This window comes from Dehalococcoidia bacterium, assembly GCA_041653995.1.
Classification (GTDB): Bacteria; Chloroflexota; Dehalococcoidia; order GIF9; family UBA5629; genus CAIMUM01.
In genome coordinates this window covers 1-13606 of sequence record JBAZEK010000014.1, presented here as the reverse complement: position 1 = coordinate 13606, position 13606 = coordinate 1, and the positions used below count along the sequence as shown (strand labels likewise).

General features: G+C 53.2%; 23 protein-coding genes. All 23 read right to left on the bottom strand.

Annotation, left to right across the window (positions count from 1 at the left end; translation table 11 throughout):
• Positions 1-33: 33 nt before the first annotated feature.
• Positions 34-258 carry a hypothetical protein gene (locus tag WC359_13730; protein ID MFA5401505.1) on the bottom strand — a complete coding sequence of 75 codons (225 nt, stop codon included), beginning with the start codon at positions 256-258 and terminating at the stop codon, positions 34-36.
• Positions 259-374: 116 nt separating this feature from the next.
• Complete coding sequence (locus tag WC359_13725) at positions 375-704, bottom strand: hypothetical protein (protein MFA5401504.1); 330 nt, start codon at positions 702-704, stop codon at positions 375-377.
• A gap of 8 nt (positions 705-712) precedes the next feature.
• Positions 713-1729 (bottom strand): reverse transcriptase/maturase family protein, encoded by a 1017-nt coding sequence (locus tag WC359_13720; protein ID MFA5401503.1) that lies wholly within the window; start codon positions 1727-1729, stop codon positions 713-715.
• 135 nt (positions 1730-1864) lie between these two features.
• A complete protein-coding gene (locus tag WC359_13715; GenBank protein ID MFA5401502.1) occupies positions 1865-2032 on the bottom strand; it encodes a hypothetical protein in 168 nt (55 codons plus the stop codon).
• 24 nt (positions 2033-2056) lie between these two features.
• Positions 2057-3541, bottom strand: a complete 1485-nt coding sequence (locus WC359_13710) for a hypothetical protein (protein ID MFA5401501.1) — start codon at positions 3539-3541, stop codon at positions 2057-2059.
• Between the two features lie 9 nt (positions 3542-3550).
• Complete coding sequence (locus tag WC359_13705; GenBank protein ID MFA5401500.1) at positions 3551-3973, bottom strand: hypothetical protein; 423 nt, start codon at positions 3971-3973, stop codon at positions 3551-3553.
• Positions 3973-4947, bottom strand: a complete 975-nt coding sequence (locus tag WC359_13700; GenBank protein MFA5401499.1) for a hypothetical protein — start codon at positions 4945-4947, stop codon at positions 3973-3975. The genes WC359_13705 and WC359_13700 overlap by 1 nt, the downstream gene beginning before the upstream one ends.
• Entirely contained in the window at positions 4944-5387 is a 444-nt protein-coding gene (locus WC359_13695; GenBank protein MFA5401498.1) for a hypothetical protein, read from the bottom strand. Before WC359_13695 ends, WC359_13700 begins: the two co-directional genes overlap by 4 nt.
• Positions 5388-5393: 6 nt before the next feature.
• Positions 5394-5897 carry a hypothetical protein gene (locus WC359_13690; GenBank protein MFA5401497.1) on the bottom strand — a complete coding sequence of 168 codons (504 nt, stop codon included), beginning with the start codon at positions 5895-5897 and terminating at the stop codon, positions 5394-5396.
• 226 nt (positions 5898-6123) lie between these two features.
• Entirely contained in the window at positions 6124-6513 is a 390-nt protein-coding gene (locus WC359_13685; protein ID MFA5401496.1) for a hypothetical protein, read from the bottom strand.
• Between the two features lie 9 nt (positions 6514-6522).
• Positions 6523-7089, bottom strand: a complete 567-nt coding sequence (locus WC359_13680; GenBank protein ID MFA5401495.1) for a hypothetical protein — start codon at positions 7087-7089, stop codon at positions 6523-6525.
• 43 nt (positions 7090-7132) lie between these two features.
• Positions 7133-7312, bottom strand: a complete 180-nt coding sequence (locus tag WC359_13675; protein ID MFA5401494.1) for a hypothetical protein — start codon at positions 7310-7312, stop codon at positions 7133-7135.
• A 55-nt stretch (positions 7313-7367) separates the two neighbouring features.
• Positions 7368-7829, bottom strand: coding sequence for a hypothetical protein (locus WC359_13670; protein MFA5401493.1), 462 nt, complete (start codon positions 7827-7829; stop codon positions 7368-7370).
• Between the two features lie 81 nt (positions 7830-7910).
• Complete coding sequence (locus WC359_13665) at positions 7911-8504, bottom strand: hypothetical protein (GenBank protein MFA5401492.1); 594 nt, start codon at positions 8502-8504, stop codon at positions 7911-7913.
• 46 nt (positions 8505-8550) lie between these two features.
• Entirely contained in the window at positions 8551-8877 is a 327-nt protein-coding gene (locus WC359_13660; protein ID MFA5401491.1) for a hypothetical protein, read from the bottom strand.
• A 213-nt stretch (positions 8878-9090) separates the two neighbouring features.
• A complete protein-coding gene (locus WC359_13655; protein ID MFA5401490.1) occupies positions 9091-10416 on the bottom strand; it encodes a hypothetical protein in 1326 nt (441 codons plus the stop codon).
• On the bottom strand, positions 10406-10912 hold the full coding sequence (locus WC359_13650) for a hypothetical protein (GenBank protein MFA5401489.1): 507 nt from the start codon (positions 10910-10912) through the stop codon (positions 10406-10408). The genes WC359_13655 and WC359_13650 overlap by 11 nt, the downstream gene beginning before the upstream one ends.
• 21 nt (positions 10913-10933) lie before the next feature.
• Positions 10934-11134, bottom strand: a complete 201-nt coding sequence (locus WC359_13645; GenBank protein ID MFA5401488.1) for a hypothetical protein — start codon at positions 11132-11134, stop codon at positions 10934-10936.
• Positions 11131-11805 carry a hypothetical protein gene (locus WC359_13640; GenBank protein MFA5401487.1) on the bottom strand — a complete coding sequence of 225 codons (675 nt, stop codon included), beginning with the start codon at positions 11803-11805 and terminating at the stop codon, positions 11131-11133. The genes WC359_13645 and WC359_13640 overlap by 4 nt, the downstream gene beginning before the upstream one ends.
• A gap of 1 nt (position 11806) precedes the next feature.
• Positions 11807-12055 carry a hypothetical protein gene (locus WC359_13635; GenBank protein MFA5401486.1) on the bottom strand — a complete coding sequence of 83 codons (249 nt, stop codon included), beginning with the start codon at positions 12053-12055 and terminating at the stop codon, positions 11807-11809.
• Complete coding sequence (locus WC359_13630) at positions 12055-12396, bottom strand: ferritin family protein (GenBank protein MFA5401485.1); 342 nt, start codon at positions 12394-12396, stop codon at positions 12055-12057. The genes WC359_13635 and WC359_13630 overlap by 1 nt, the downstream gene beginning before the upstream one ends.
• A gap of 75 nt (positions 12397-12471) precedes the next feature.
• Positions 12472-12870, bottom strand: coding sequence for a hypothetical protein (locus WC359_13625; protein ID MFA5401484.1), 399 nt, complete (start codon positions 12868-12870; stop codon positions 12472-12474).
• A partial coding sequence (locus tag WC359_13620; GenBank protein ID MFA5401483.1) for a hypothetical protein occupies positions 12871-13606 on the bottom strand: 736 nt, incomplete at its 5' end.

The following is a 13606-nucleotide window of genomic DNA, read 5'->3' as shown; positions in this document are numbered from 1 at the left end:
GGCTCCTGCTGTAAATACTTTCATGACTTCCTCCTATTCCCATTCTATCGGGAGTGGAATCCGCTCACCCGGGTGAACGGTTTGAACATGAGCTACCAACTCTTCATAGGTAGTAAAGCACGACGTACAATAAGGGCAGCAGTATTCGCCAGGTGTTTCTTCGGGTTCCTCTGCTCCCCCCGCTTTCCCTCTCATCGCCAGTAATAGACCGCTGGCAATGGCCAAACTCCCTACGGTTAAGGCTGTTTTATTTACCATAGAACCCTCCTACCAGTAATAAACACGCAATCCGACATATACATCCTCGAGAAACTGGCTGAGAGCATTTCCGCACTTCGCCAGCAGCCATTGAAATTCATACGTGCCATCGCTGGCTACTTCGCCGCTGATATCTGCCGTTTTGTCTTTCGCAATTCATCAATAGGTTTAGCGTTTAATTCTTTCCACGCTTTATCCCTGGCCGATTTTTGACTGATATTTGCCGCTTCTGCCGCAATAAGGTTTTGCAGGTCGGTAACGGTATAGACACCATCAGGTACCGGGTAGCGGACTTCATTCTCGTCATATTCGTACTCAATATGACTGCCGCCATCCGCATCCTCGACAGTGATCTGCCGGATGTTAGACCTGACCCGCAATATCAGAAACAAACCGTCCTCGGTAAGCTCCGTTTTCCGCAGCCAGATAGTATCCGGCGAAACCATACTTCTTATCATGATGCCACTCTCCAAAGGGGATTTTTAATCTGAAGATTTTCGCAGGCGCGATTAAGAGCTACATTCAGACGGTCATTGGTAGAGATGTACTTCCTGACCAAGTTGTGACCGTTGCAGTGCTTTATCCAGCCCATGTAAGACATGACGCAGCTTACGACAAATAAGGGAGACAGGTGCTCATAATCCGACTCGATGAGCCTTATCCTCTCCCTGAGCTTCCTGGCTGACGACTTCCGCAGCAGGGTGTAGCTTCGGAAGCTGCGATAGCCCAGGAAGTCCACGCCCCGCTTGTCGACCGGGAATATCTGCGTCTTCGGATTGAGTTCCAGGCAAAGACTTCCGAAATACTCCCTGATTTCTTCCAAGAGGTAATGGAGATACGCTTTGCTCTCATGAAGAATGACGCCGTCGTCGCTGTAGCGGATGTAGTATTTTAATCCCTTGACCTCCTTGATCCAGTGGTCAAAGCCGTTCATATAAGTATTGGCAAAGTATTGCGACAAGTAGTTGCCGATAGGAATATTAGTCTCGCCTCCAGGGCTTCTTACGATGTCCTCCAGGAGCCACAGGGTATCAGGACACTTGATTGTCCTCTCGATAATTCCCATCAGGATATCATGCCTCACCGAAGGGTAATAGTGCCGGATGTCGAACTTCAGGCAATACTGCGTTTTAGTCTCATCCTTCATGAACCTGTGCAGTCTGGCCAACCCAGTGTGTATCCCCTTGCCCGGGACCGCGGAGTAGCAGTCATAGATGAACGTCCTGTCCCATATTGGCTGAAGGATGTTCATCATGGCATGGTGCACAATGCGGTCGGGGAAGTAGGGCAGCTTGTAGATTTCGCGGAGTTTGCCCGAGTCGAATACAATCTTCTTCCGGTACGGTGCGGTGTGAAAAGTCTTGTCCCGGAGTATCTGATGGACCTGTCCCAGGTAGCCATCAATATCACGCTCCACCATCTGCACCTCGGCATAGTGGCCCTTACCCTTCTTGGCGTTATGGTGAGCCAAGGTAATATTCTCCGGAGCAATTATCCGTTGGTAGAGATTCCCGTATCTTTTCATTTCCTTAACCCTGTGAGCAGGGAGAGCCTTCCCTCTCAGTACCAGCACTACCTGCTCATCGTAGTGTATTCGACCTTGCGGTCAGGTTAAAATGCTGTTCAGGGCTAATCCAGTCCTGAGCTCAAGCTGTGTGCCGATATTGCGATTGGTATTCGCTGCCACATTATTCGAATTACGATAGCTGACACCTGCATTCACGCCATTATTCCAATTGCTGCTGGCTAGCAGGATCGCTAAACATTTTCGCATTTTAACCTTGCACCTCCTTAAAATTTAGCCCACGAACTCAAGCCGTGCGCCGATAGTGCGATAGGTATTCGCCGCCCCATCAGCCGAATGACGACAGCCGACACCCGCAATCACGCCATCAGACCAAGAGCCGCCGGCCAGCAGGATGTTAATTGCACCTGTTCTGTGGCTATACCAATAGTCGCACAGGTACGTACCAGAGGAACCAGCCACGGCACCGGCGATAAAGGTGTACTTCAGCAGATCTTCGTAAACGATATTACTGATATAGCCATCATTACCAGCATCAGCTAACGGTACGGCCAGCGAAGCCTCGTAGTCTCCGCCAGCTATCGGGTTGGCAAAGGTGCCGCTGCCGTCCCGATTGATAAGGCGGTACTCGGCGTCTACGACTTCATAGCCGTCGATGAACTGCCAGATGTTGCCCCAGAGGTTCTCAATGCCACGGTAGGCTATCGGGGTAAGACCATTTACTCCGGTACCGGCGCCGGTGCCGTTGACTCCGATGTTGGTGTCAATAGCATCGAAGCCCGAGATTTCACCGTTGAACCCCGTGCCACCGGCTTTATCGACGATACCTTTACCCACCAACGTCTGGCTGTCCGCTCCGGCATACTCGGTGTATAACAATAACTGCACAGCTGACAGCGACCAGATATTGAAAAGCCCCCAGCCGGCGCCGATGTTACCCGCCAGTGTCCTGGCATGAGTGATGGTAACCACTCTGCCGGTCGGCCCGGCTGTCGTGTTGCCGATAACATTGACTGCGGTATCATTACTCAGTACCTCGGCACCAGCCATCCCGCAGGTTGCATCCCCAGGTTTCCTCAGCCAGATTATAGCTGTATCGCCAGCTGTACCACCACCCCAGGCACCCGCCGTCTTGAGGTAGTCAACGATGAAGAAGCCGCCTTCGGTGGGCGTACTAACCTCATCACCGATAGCTGGTTCAGTTCCCAAATCATCTATGGGAATGCTCCAGATACAGTCGCTGCTGCCGGTATAAGGCTGTACGCCAGTCCGAGAGTGCAGCTTCTCATCGGCGGCGTTATATGCCTCGTCGTCGCCGTCATACTCAAAGTCCGCATTATAGGCCCCCACGTAGATGTGGTCCCTTTCCACGCCGCCTCTTTGCACAAAAGCCGGGTGTACCACGTAGCCGGGCCGGGCTGAGGGGGATATCCACCAGCGGTAGACATTGGCCGAAGGCCTCTCTCCCTTGACGTAGAACTTGGGTATCTCCACCATGACTCTGCCGTCTACGCCGCTCAGGTCAAGGCCATCGCCGCGGGGGTTAGCCCCGTAATGATTTACCGTGCCGGCAGCGGACAGGGTGCACCTTCTCATGCCGCCAAAGACGGGGTGACGGTCGAAGTATCCCGCCTGCAGGGTCACATGATTACCATATTCATCGATGCGATACCAGTCATCGGTAGCCTGATTCCACTCGACTCCGATGACCGAAGGCACCTGCCAGATAGCGTCTAATATTCTGTCAATCCAGTGCATAGTTCACTCCTATGTAGCCGTAGCATAGCTGTACTGACCCGTTACTGCGTAAGGCCCGCCACCCGAAGCCTGCACGGTGATCCTCAAGTTGTCACCGGTCAGATACGACAGTCCAAAAATGTCCATCAGGCTCAGGTAAGTGCCGAAGTTGACCGCCGTTATATCATAAGTGTGTACCACCGTGGCCACGTCGTTTACCAGCTCGTAGAGCCGGACGGTGACCGTGTTGGCAGCGGGGTCGGCGCATTTGAGCCTGAGACTGCGGACGATATACCGGGTGTCTGCTACCGCCAGGTTCAAAACATCAGTTTCACCTCCGGCAATAGCGGTGATATTGACGGCGGTATCGGCCTGCTCCTGGAATCCACCGTCGATAGCGACAATGGCATTCCAGATATTATACAGCCATTGTATCACGTGTGGCATATTCATCAGCTTACCTCCGTCCAGGCGGCAACCTGGCCAAGCCCGATAGTACTGGCTCCGCCTGCTTCGGTGTCAAGGAAGAAATTGATATACATGGCCAGGTCCGGGCCAGGGGTAACGGCGTGTGTGGCGATATGGTTGCTGTTCAACCAGAAATCCACCTGTCCTTCCCCCACGGCAAGGTGATAGAGGTTCCAATCCGTCAGGGTTTCGCCGAAGCCGGTATTGGTCTCCTCTACCCCACCATCATCATTCAAGGTCTGCAGGGCGTCGCCTACCAGGGCAAAACCCATAATATTATTGGTAGCCCGGGTGGCGGCACCGCCGGCGGTCAGTCCGAATATACTCAGTGTATTATCGATATTCCCTACGTTGTCCAACCGCATCTCGAAAGCCAGGTGCAACCGGCGGACATATGTCCCGGGACCAAAGTTATTACCGGAGGCGACCCATCGCTGTATCGACCGCAGCCGGGCGGTTTCATTGGCATTCGGTGCCGAACGCAGTGCCAAGTGCGGCACCCATACATTATCGACCGCCCAGGCGGCTCCGGTGGCGGGGTCAGTCTCGGCCCATAACGCCGGATCGATAACCTCCAGCTGCCAGCTCTCAACAAATCCTGTCCGGGGCGGCAGCAGCGACAACCCGATGTCCGCCAAGTTGGGTCCGGTATTGGTAAGGATAACAAAAGCCATGCCGGCAGCTATCTGCTGGGCAGCACCGGCGGCATTGGTATACGGGTCAATCGTCAGGATACCACCAGCAGCATGGGACTTTATTGACCTGTCCTGCCCCCATGCTCCGCCGGTCAGTACCTTAACCCTGTTACCAACATAGGTCGGATGATTATCGAGATCGGCACAGACCAGCGTCGTTCCCAAGGCATTGCCAGCAGCTGTAGTAACTCCCCAGTACGAGATACCTGCCTGGAGGAGAGGAAACGAGGGCTGGTTGATCATAACACTGCTGGGAGTTCTCATACACTACCTCCAGCAACTAATACCTGTACCGCCCAAAACGCTGCAGCCGCAGCTACCGGCGTCTGTACCACCACCCGGGCATAATTCGCATAGTTGTTCCACGGCAGGACGAGGGTATGAACTGTACCGTTCACACCTAACCCGGCCTCGACGGCCGGAGCCGTCGGGGGCAGAGCCCCGCCGCCACCGCCGATCGCTGCCCAGTAAGCGGCGCTTACGGTAGAAAGATAAGGTGATATTTCTACCCAGCAGTTGAGGGGTCCGGGAACGCCGGCTACCACCACTTCCGTGGCCAGAACATAAAAGATCTTTTCCTCGTAAAACCGCGTGTCAACTTCTATAGAGGTATGCTCGAGGGCATTGTTTATCAATTCTACTTCGGTTCCTGCCCACCATATCTGCGGCAGGACGAGAACCGGGGTCTGCATTGGCATTCTCATTGAATGTTACCCCCCTAACTTCTTTAGCCGCCCATTGATTTCCTTGAGCTGCTTCGCCACACCGTCATTCCCGTAATTCCGGATTATTTCACGACCTTTCAAAAGGTCTTCTTCGGAACTGAACACGAGCGTTATATTCATGGCTTCGTAATATTGGGCAGTAGTGCTGATATTTCTGACGGTCGATATGATAGGATTCTTATCCGTGAATTCCACCCAGACGTTCACCTCAAAACCATTCCACCCAGGTGCCATGGGACCGTCCTCAAGTATGATACCCTCGTTGATACTGGTAAATTCAAAGGCGTTTGGCGTCATGGCAGGTGATGAGATGGAGAAAAACATTATTTCCGCATAGGCGCCAGGACGGGGATAAATCTGGAGGTCGACTTTCAAGCCGGCAGGAAATACCGGCACCAACCGGCGTGACATACCGAAGCGGCAGACACGTCCACCCTGTTCGTCCCTGTATGCTAATAGATATTCGGCTAACGGTGTCGTAACTCCCATCTTCCCTCCAGCAAGGAGAGGCGGGAAAAGAAACTGCCACGTTCTTACAAGTATTTCTCAAGAAATATGGCCGATTCTTTTCCCGCTCACCTCTTATTTTTTAACATTCGCCGGCTGCTTGGGATCCCCGGCCGACGGCGACCCATGGACCACTTCCACACCCGGCGTCCTTGACGTTACTCTGTTTCCGATAACGTAAATCGTTACATGAGACATGGCTCACCCCTTAACTCCCGAACTCCTCGATTTCAACCGAAACCACGATACCTGCAGCGGAAGCAAGCAGATAGATGTCACCGGTACGTCCGTTTACCAGAGCCAGATCTACCGGCGTAAATTCCACAGCAGGAAGTTCGGCCTCTGTCCATGCGTTATCCATTCCATTAAGGACCAGGAGAGTCGGCAGATACGCAACAAAGTTGGGAACAGCTGCCAGGTCAAGGGTACCGAACTGGACGGTAACATTGCCGCCGGTATTATTATAGATCAGCACCTTTTTGATGACTGCTGTGCGGCTCACCCCGGATCGGTTCACGCCGAGAGTATGTACCAGGTCATTAGCAGCTGTGCTGACAACAAGACCTTCAGAATTGGGTTTTAGTATAATCGGTCGCATGATTCCTCCTTATCTACCCTGAGCCGGAACGTAACGAGCGTTCGGGTGAATGTAGTCTGCCTGCTTTTCCTGTTTGAGGATATACCGGTATCCGAAGAAACCGATCCTCGCCATGGGTAAATTTGCCCCGCTGAGATTAAAACAACCCAGACGGGCATCCTTATCCCCAAGTCCACCGAGTACCCAGAATGTGCTCGTGGTTAGATTCGGGTCATACGTAGGGGTCATGAGATTCACGCCGGCCTGACCGCCTCGCGGTGCGAAACGCGCCATGTTGGAAAGCTGCCAGAGTTGCGCCTCGATGTCATCAAGGACAAAAAATCTCAGGTGAGCCAGCTCATTTGCATTGACCTGGATTGCGTTTAGAAGCTGGGCCGCGATAGTCCCTCCGGGAAGAACCACCCCACCTCCGGTCACGGCAACGAGATCAATAACGAACGCGGATGATCTTGGCTGCGGTTCGATAAAATCTACTTCAAAGCCAACCCACCGCTGTTCGGTCCACACCGCCAGGTGTTCCTTGATCTGGCAGATAGGAGATATGGGACCATTATCATACAGATTTGCTACTTCCATAGCTTCCTCCTTTGTTCGTTCGTTCGTGAGAAGCTACCTTCTCTTAAATCGGTTTGAACCTGTCTTTACCCGAACTGCATACGGGGCATTTCTTGAGGGGCGCACCCTCAGCGATCTTGCCGCAGACTTCGCATCTGAAGAAAACGGGGGAATCTTCTGTCGCTGCGGCTTCCACTTCGGGGGAATCTTCTGTCGCTGTTTTGGTATTTGCTTTCCTTGCCATTTTCTTACCTCTTTATAGCCCGGGGGAGAAGCTACCCTCCCCCCCGGGCTAATTTTTAGGCTACGTTGACGGATGACGATGGTGACAGTTTGCGATATACGCAGAAGATATCACCCGTCCAGGTGCTTACGGCAAACGTGAAAATGATGACGCCGTTACCGGCAGCGCCAATGCCGGCCAGCATACCCTGTGGCGGATGCAGCAGGGCAGTAGTCAGCGGCAGTGCCCCGGCCGCACCGGCAATCACACCGGCTACGTTCAGGGGTATGGCGAAAACGGTACCGACAGCACCGTTGATAGCCACTGCGGCTGCCTCTCCGGCGACACCGTTAATGGTAGTCGCCAAGGTGGTGGCGCCGCCGGCCGCGGCGGTCGCCCGTCCGCCCAGAAGATAAATCATGACGGGGCCGGTGATCGTGAAGATGTTGTAGGCACCGGTGACGCTGGTATATACCTGGGCGGGACGATACGCAACGTTTTCCCTATCAAGCCAGAGTTGTTTTACTTGTCCACTCATTTTTTTCCTCCTACCCACCGTAAATGAGTGTTACGGGGAGGGGCACGATGGCCCCTCCTGGAAACGATATTCGCTTGGCCGTTAAATAACGGTCTGCTGTATGGGTTCGGCGATGAAGGTGGCCAGACGGACGCGGGCACCGACACCGGTGGCAACTCTCGCCCGGATCTGGACGTTCATGATTTCCTGCGGGTCATAGTAGACCGGCTGGGAGAAGTATCCGGTGGCAGCTTGGCCACCGTACAGACCTTCAAGGTCGAACTGGGCGCGGCGGTTATTAGCGGCGCCGACGCCGAACTGGATAAAGGTAACGGTTTCCCCGGCCATGTCGGCCAGCAGTACATCGATGCCGTAGAACACGACGGCCTGGTTGTTCGGTACCTGCGGGGTCAGGGCGGCGGGGACGTTGTTCGCGAAGACCGAGTACATGCCGGCGATGGCGACCATCGGCATGGAGAGCCAGCCGGTCAGACCGACCGCAGTGGCGGCCGGCACGAAGTCGACGACATAATCGGCATCGCGGACGATAATAGCGGGATTGACCGGATCGAGGGCCTGGGCCTCGGGGACGGCGAGTTTCTTCGCCAGACGAACGCGGGCCATGCGCTCGGCACCGGCGCGGAGCCGTTCCTGGTTCGCCAGGGCGGCCTTTTCAGCTAAGATGATATAGCTCATAGGATATACCTCCGTGGGGTAGTTATCCCCATTTTATTTTTCGATTTCAGGACATCTTGACATCGCTGTATTCGGGAACGACCGTCTGGCGGATCCCCGTATACTGCGCTGCAGGGCGGAAGGCCAGGCGGGAGCTTGCCTTACGGGAAGTTCCGGCCGCGAACCGGTTATAGACGTTATGAGCTGCCGCCGGGAACGCGGCAATACCCATATTCTTCACGAAATCACCACCGAAGTTCAAGAGGGCTCCGGCGTATCCGCCGATTGCCATGAGATAGGTGGCCCATTCATTCCAGTCCGGGGCAAACTTTTCCGTGATGAGGTCAACCGCAACAACGGCTGCAGGAGCTCCGAGGTCATTAACAACTTTCATGAGTCTACTCCTCCTAATTTTTATTGAGGGGGCCGGACCTTAATGCAGGAGAGCGGGGCCGCCCATAACTACATTAAGGTCACGGCCCCGCTCCTTTAAGATCACTTATATGTGTGCTCTCGACCGACCGAAGGCTTTCGATCGCATTCGCCACGAGAGCATTATCTGTCATAGTGTAAACATAACCACTTCGATATGTCAATAGATTTTTGCTCATTTCCTGGGTTTTCCTTTACTGGAAATAGCGGAAACCGCAACAACAACACCTAACCCTATAAGCACCACCGGCAAGATACCTACCCCTGACTCGGTTGGTTCATCTGCCGACGGCTCATCCTCAGGTGGTTCCTCTGCCGGTAGATCATCATCAGGCGGTTCCTCTGCTCCAATTTCCCTGAAATGACATTTCACAGCCCTGTGCTCCGTCATTGGCTTCACCCACCCTGGGTTAGAATATGACACCCCCCCGACAATCTCATCAGACCACTTTTCAAACTCCCAGCCCGCTGCCGGCACCGCGGTCACCTGAACATTGGTGCCATAAGGGAATGTCCCTGTATAGCCGTCATACCAAGCTCCCCGACCTTCTATACAAATGGGGAGGGTCTCGACAAATCCCTGACCTTCGACATCGATTTCCAGCGGCATTACTTGAACCGTTTCCATGAAGTGACATTTAATAGCACGATGTTCTATCATCGGCTGGACATACTCCGGATTGTTGGTGGATATCCCTCCGTTAATTTCATCGGACCATTTCTCGAAGGTATAAGGTGTATACGGCACCGCGGTTACTACGACACTGGTACCATACGGGAACGTCCCGGTGTCGCCATTGTGCCAGATGCTCCTGCCCTCGATGGAAGCCGGTGCAGTAGTAACGTACCCCCAGTCATTATGGGGTATATCCACCTCGAGGGTTTGGTCAGGAATGATTGGTGCTTCTTCATTAAAATGGCATTTTACAGCCCGGTGCTCCGTCATCGGCTGGACATACTCCGGATTGTTGGTGGATACTCCTCCGTTAATTTCATCGGACCATTTCTCGAAATAATAGCCGGTGTAAGGCCAAGCGCGTACCTGTACGTTGGTGCCGTCGACGAATGTTCCAGTGTCTCCATTGTGCCAGATGCTCCTGCCCTCGATGGAAGCCGGTGCAGTAGTAACGTACCCCCAGTCATTATTGGGTATATCCACCTCGAGGGTTCTGATGGTCTGATTAAGTGTTATACTTTTGGTCTTACTTTCGTCATAATACCAGGCATAGTCACTGGCACTTTTATAATAAGAGTGGATAGTAATGGTCACACCGACAGACGGCATGACGAAACCGCCGATAAACTCAGCGACCCATCCCGCAGGAGTATAAACCTGGTCAGCGGGGAACGTTACATTCGCCCCGTTATTCATAACCCCGCCCACCATGATATTGATGCCTTCACCCGATATATTCTTGATCCTGACAATCACCGGAACGGAAGCGCCAACTACAGCACTGCTGGGTGCTACGATTTCAACGATACTGGTCTTAGTCCCCATATTTCCTCCCTGCCCGGTTTTTATTCACCAGATAATACCCGGCAACAAAAACAGCCCCGGCTGCCGCAATGGCCACAATCGGGATAGCAGCTAGTGTATAGGGTGCATTGTCACCTAAATATTCGACGATATCTTCCGTCTTGCCGAGGACGTAAGACAGTCCCACTATGAACAGCAGAGCTAAAACTCCAACTATCACGACCCCCCAGATCAGAGGGATGGCACTCACCCCACCATAATTGGTGTCAGTGGTTGCGACCGACCGGACGAAATATTTCGTCTCCCAAGTCGGAGTAGTATCCTGCCAGACCCGGAGTTCCAAAAGAAAACATCCCTGTTTCTGGAGCTCCTCCTCATGACCGGCGATCATCTTGTCGGCGAGATACTGGGCACCGACCTGCTCGCCCAGGGGAACGGTAAACGTCCACTCCTGCAGTTGGGCGGAGCCCCGATAGTCCTGATGAAATTTCTCGTCGATAATTTTTACCCACGACATCGGATATCACCATTCCGTCTATCAAGCATAATTCGCTGGAGCCCACGGTATCGACTTGTCATCGGTATACCCGGGCGGCTCGGCGATGCTCTGAGCATTCCCAGAAATAATCACCGATAAGGTCTTGCCAACTACGAGACCGATAATTGCCCCGCGCCAACGGTTTTCCTTGTCGACCATCGCGCCGGCTGCGCCGCCAATAGGTCCAAGTATCTCTATCATCGACGTTCTCCTTCTATCGATGCCCAGTGCAGATAGTCAGATAGCCATGTGGAATATACATCGGCAAAGGGAATCAGTTGAGTTTTACCCTCAACAGCTTTGACTTTCTTGTCGTTAAAGAAGTGGACGGCCTCGTATCGATCAGTCGCACAACTGGGAACCAGTGGTGGCACCAGCGAGGTTGTGCTCTCCATGGTGTATTCTTCACCGCCAAACCTCACATTTACCCAAGCATGGCCGCCAGGCCGGCCGGTGTATAAATTACCCAGAACACAGGCTACTTCATCCTCGGATAGCTCGTTTCTCAGCAGAGAGGTGAGCAAGAACGATTTGACCGCACAATTCCCTACTCTGGTCTTGATCGTCGTCTCCGGTAATGTCCAGAGGTCATCCTGCACGGAAACTTTGCCGGCTATCCAGACCTTTCCCCGGACGAATTTCACGTAATTCACCTGGTCAGCCACCCATTTCCAGCAGCTAGTAATTCGCTCTATGACCTCGGTAATTCCCTTGGTCAATTTTTCGTGGAGTGCCTGGACCTCGAGGGCATCCGGGGTGATGAAGTCAGTCAGCCACCGTCCCTCACCGAAGAACGTAGCCGACACTGGCTGGTCGTTTATGGGAATCGCCTCTCTCTCGAACGTTATCCGGTTGGCATCTTGTATGGGCATTTTAACCCCCCAACTTGGAACGCGCCTGTTTTCTCAACCATTCGGCACCGGTCTCGGTACTGGCCAATATGGCAGGTCCTAGGACGATACCGGCCACGAGACCGATTCCGCTGGCCAGCATCCAAGTAGGGATGGTGACGCCGCTGATGGCTTGATTTATAGTATTGCAGTTCGGGCAGTTTATCTTCTGGCCGGCATAATTAGCCTGGAGAGGATATCCGCAGGTAACACATTCACCTATATTAGCCATTACTTTTCTCCTCCGTCATCGCCTGCCGGCTTACAGCCGCAGCCGTCTGACAATGTTTTCGCAATACCGTAGATTTCGAGCTTGTGACGAAGTTCCTCGCCGGCCATGACATGAACCGCATCCGCAAGATCCGGATAGCCGATATCCCTGACCTGCTTGGCCATCAGCGAGTAAAATTCAGCACCATCCTGTTCATCCTTTACCCATTTCAAAAAGATATCGCGGATAGAGCAACAACGGGTCTGTGGTGAAATAGGCAAAGGAGGCAACGCAATACGTTGACTCCTTAATATTTTTTCTTTATCCTCGTCTGACAGAGCTTCCCAATCCTTGAGGTTCATAGTTATATTTCCTCTCCCCAAAACAAAAGGGGCCGCACAGAGGCGGCCCCGCATCTTTTCACAGTTATGATAATTCTAGGGACTACTTTTGTCAATACCCTGCTTGCCGGTTATCTCGGAAAGCCAGATATCCACCTGCTTATTCAGCCATTCCGAAGCCTCGTCCCAGTTGATTATCAGCGACGCTACGGCAGGAAAATCTTCCGCCAGCGATTCTATCACCCACTCGGCAGTGAACCAATTGACGTTACCCAGTTTACTGACGTAGTCCCTACAAACAGACTGCTGCGATAAAGTCAGAAGCCCCCAGAGCGAAGTCCCTTCCCGTACCCAACCCGTGATAGTTTTAGTTGTCATATCCTGACTTTTTAATAGCTCAATAAGTGCCCCTCGAAGGATATACGGACCTGCGCTTTTCAGGACGGCATTACCGACGGGACCGGCGAGTTTCATCAAGGACTCAATCCCAGGCATCTATTCATCCTCCTCGTAACCACCGCCGGCCGGGGTAGATTGTTCAACCGTAACCTTCGTGTTGCTGGTGCGTATTATGGGATATCGTGACTTGCATCCCACACAGGTGGCCATAGTCGTTGTCGGTCCTATCGCGATCATGGTTTTGCATTGAGGGCATTCAAATTCACCCGTTTCACCTTCGCCAGCCTCAAGGTGAAATTCGCTGGGAGCCGCCGGGGCAGCAGCCTTTTTACTTATCACGCCGTCAGGTGTACTCCCGCCACCACCCTCCATCTTCTCGGCAAGTGCTTGGCCAACACTATGACCAATTACTTTCGGCATGTTGGCCAGCAACGAGAGTTGCTCCCGCTTGATCTTGAGCTCTTCCATCGCTACCATGCTGGCGCGATCAGACTCCCTGAGTTTCATTTCCCAGGCGCGATCAGACTCTTTCATCTCACGGTCAAACTTCCGCTCCTCGCGGGCCATCTCCTGCTGTATGCGCAGTGTTTCCAGTTGCAGGGTAGGAGATGACGAGTCTCCAAACCCGCCGAGCTTGGTACCCAGTGCCTCGGCGGTCTTCTTGATCTCCTCGTATTGATCGAGAAATGACTTCTGGGTCATGCCTGATTTTACCTGTTCGTTCAGCTGATTTAACTGACTGGTAAACATATCACGGAGACCGTCCATCTCTGCCTTGTGTGCCCGATCCTCGGCCTGGCGAGCCCTCTCTTCCGCCTCGGCAGCACGTTTT

What these genes read in the sequence shown, in the direction of transcription:
- WC359_13630 (MFA5401485.1), bottom strand. Translation starts at nt 12,396, where the DNA reads ATGAACCTCAAGGATTGGGAAGCTCTGTCAGACGAGGATAAAGAAAAA.
- WC359_13690 (MFA5401497.1), bottom strand. Translation starts at nt 5,897, where the DNA reads ATGGGAGTTACGACACCGTTAGCCGAATATCTATTAGCATACAGGGAC.
- WC359_13640 (MFA5401487.1), bottom strand. Translation starts at nt 11,805, where the DNA reads ATGCCCATACAAGATGCCAACCGGATAACGTTCGAGAGAGAGGCGATT.
- WC359_13645 (MFA5401488.1), bottom strand. Translation starts at nt 11,134, where the DNA reads ATGATAGAGATACTTGGACCTATTGGCGGCGCAGCCGGCGCGATGGTC.
- WC359_13685 (MFA5401496.1), bottom strand. Translation starts at nt 6,513, where the DNA reads ATGCGACCGATTATACTAAAACCCAATTCTGAAGGTCTTGTTGTCAGC.
- WC359_13625 (MFA5401484.1), bottom strand. Translation starts at nt 12,870, where the DNA reads ATGCCTGGGATTGAGTCCTTGATGAAACTCGCCGGTCCCGTCGGTAAT.
- WC359_13705 (MFA5401500.1), bottom strand. Translation starts at nt 3,973, where the DNA reads ATGAATATGCCACACGTGATACAATGGCTGTATAATATCTGGAATGCC.
- WC359_13655 (MFA5401490.1), bottom strand. Translation starts at nt 10,416, where the DNA reads ATGGGGACTAAGACCAGTATCGTTGAAATCGTAGCACCCAGCAGTGCT.
- WC359_13730 (MFA5401505.1), bottom strand. Translation starts at nt 258, where the DNA reads ATGGTAAATAAAACAGCCTTAACCGTAGGGAGTTTGGCCATTGCCAGC.
- WC359_13675 (MFA5401494.1), bottom strand. Translation starts at nt 7,312, where the DNA reads ATGGCAAGGAAAGCAAATACCAAAACAGCGACAGAAGATTCCCCCGAA.
- WC359_13680 (MFA5401495.1), bottom strand. Translation starts at nt 7,089, where the DNA reads ATGGAAGTAGCAAATCTGTATGATAATGGTCCCATATCTCCTATCTGC.
- WC359_13710 (MFA5401501.1), bottom strand. Translation starts at nt 3,541, where the DNA reads ATGCACTGGATTGACAGAATATTAGACGCTATCTGGCAGGTGCCTTCG.
- WC359_13635 (MFA5401486.1), bottom strand. Translation starts at nt 12,055, where the DNA reads ATGGCTAATATAGGTGAATGTGTTACCTGCGGATATCCTCTCCAGGCT.
- WC359_13715 (MFA5401502.1), bottom strand. Translation starts at nt 2,032, where the DNA reads ATGCGAAAATGTTTAGCGATCCTGCTAGCCAGCAGCAATTGGAATAAT.
- WC359_13695 (MFA5401498.1), bottom strand. Translation starts at nt 5,387, where the DNA reads ATGAGAATGCCAATGCAGACCCCGGTTCTCGTCCTGCCGCAGATATGG.
- WC359_13700 (MFA5401499.1), bottom strand. Translation starts at nt 4,947, where the DNA reads ATGAGAACTCCCAGCAGTGTTATGATCAACCAGCCCTCGTTTCCTCTC.
- WC359_13670 (MFA5401493.1), bottom strand. Translation starts at nt 7,829, where the DNA reads ATGAGTGGACAAGTAAAACAACTCTGGCTTGATAGGGAAAACGTTGCG.
- WC359_13665 (MFA5401492.1), bottom strand. Translation starts at nt 8,504, where the DNA reads ATGAGCTATATCATCTTAGCTGAAAAGGCCGCCCTGGCGAACCAGGAA.
- WC359_13725 (MFA5401504.1), bottom strand. Translation starts at nt 704, where the DNA reads ATGGTTTCGCCGGATACTATCTGGCTGCGGAAAACGGAGCTTACCGAG.
- WC359_13660 (MFA5401491.1), bottom strand. Translation starts at nt 8,877, where the DNA reads ATGAAAGTTGTTAATGACCTCGGAGCTCCTGCAGCCGTTGTTGCGGTT.
- WC359_13650 (MFA5401489.1), bottom strand. Translation starts at nt 10,912, where the DNA reads ATGTCGTGGGTAAAAATTATCGACGAGAAATTTCATCAGGACTATCGG.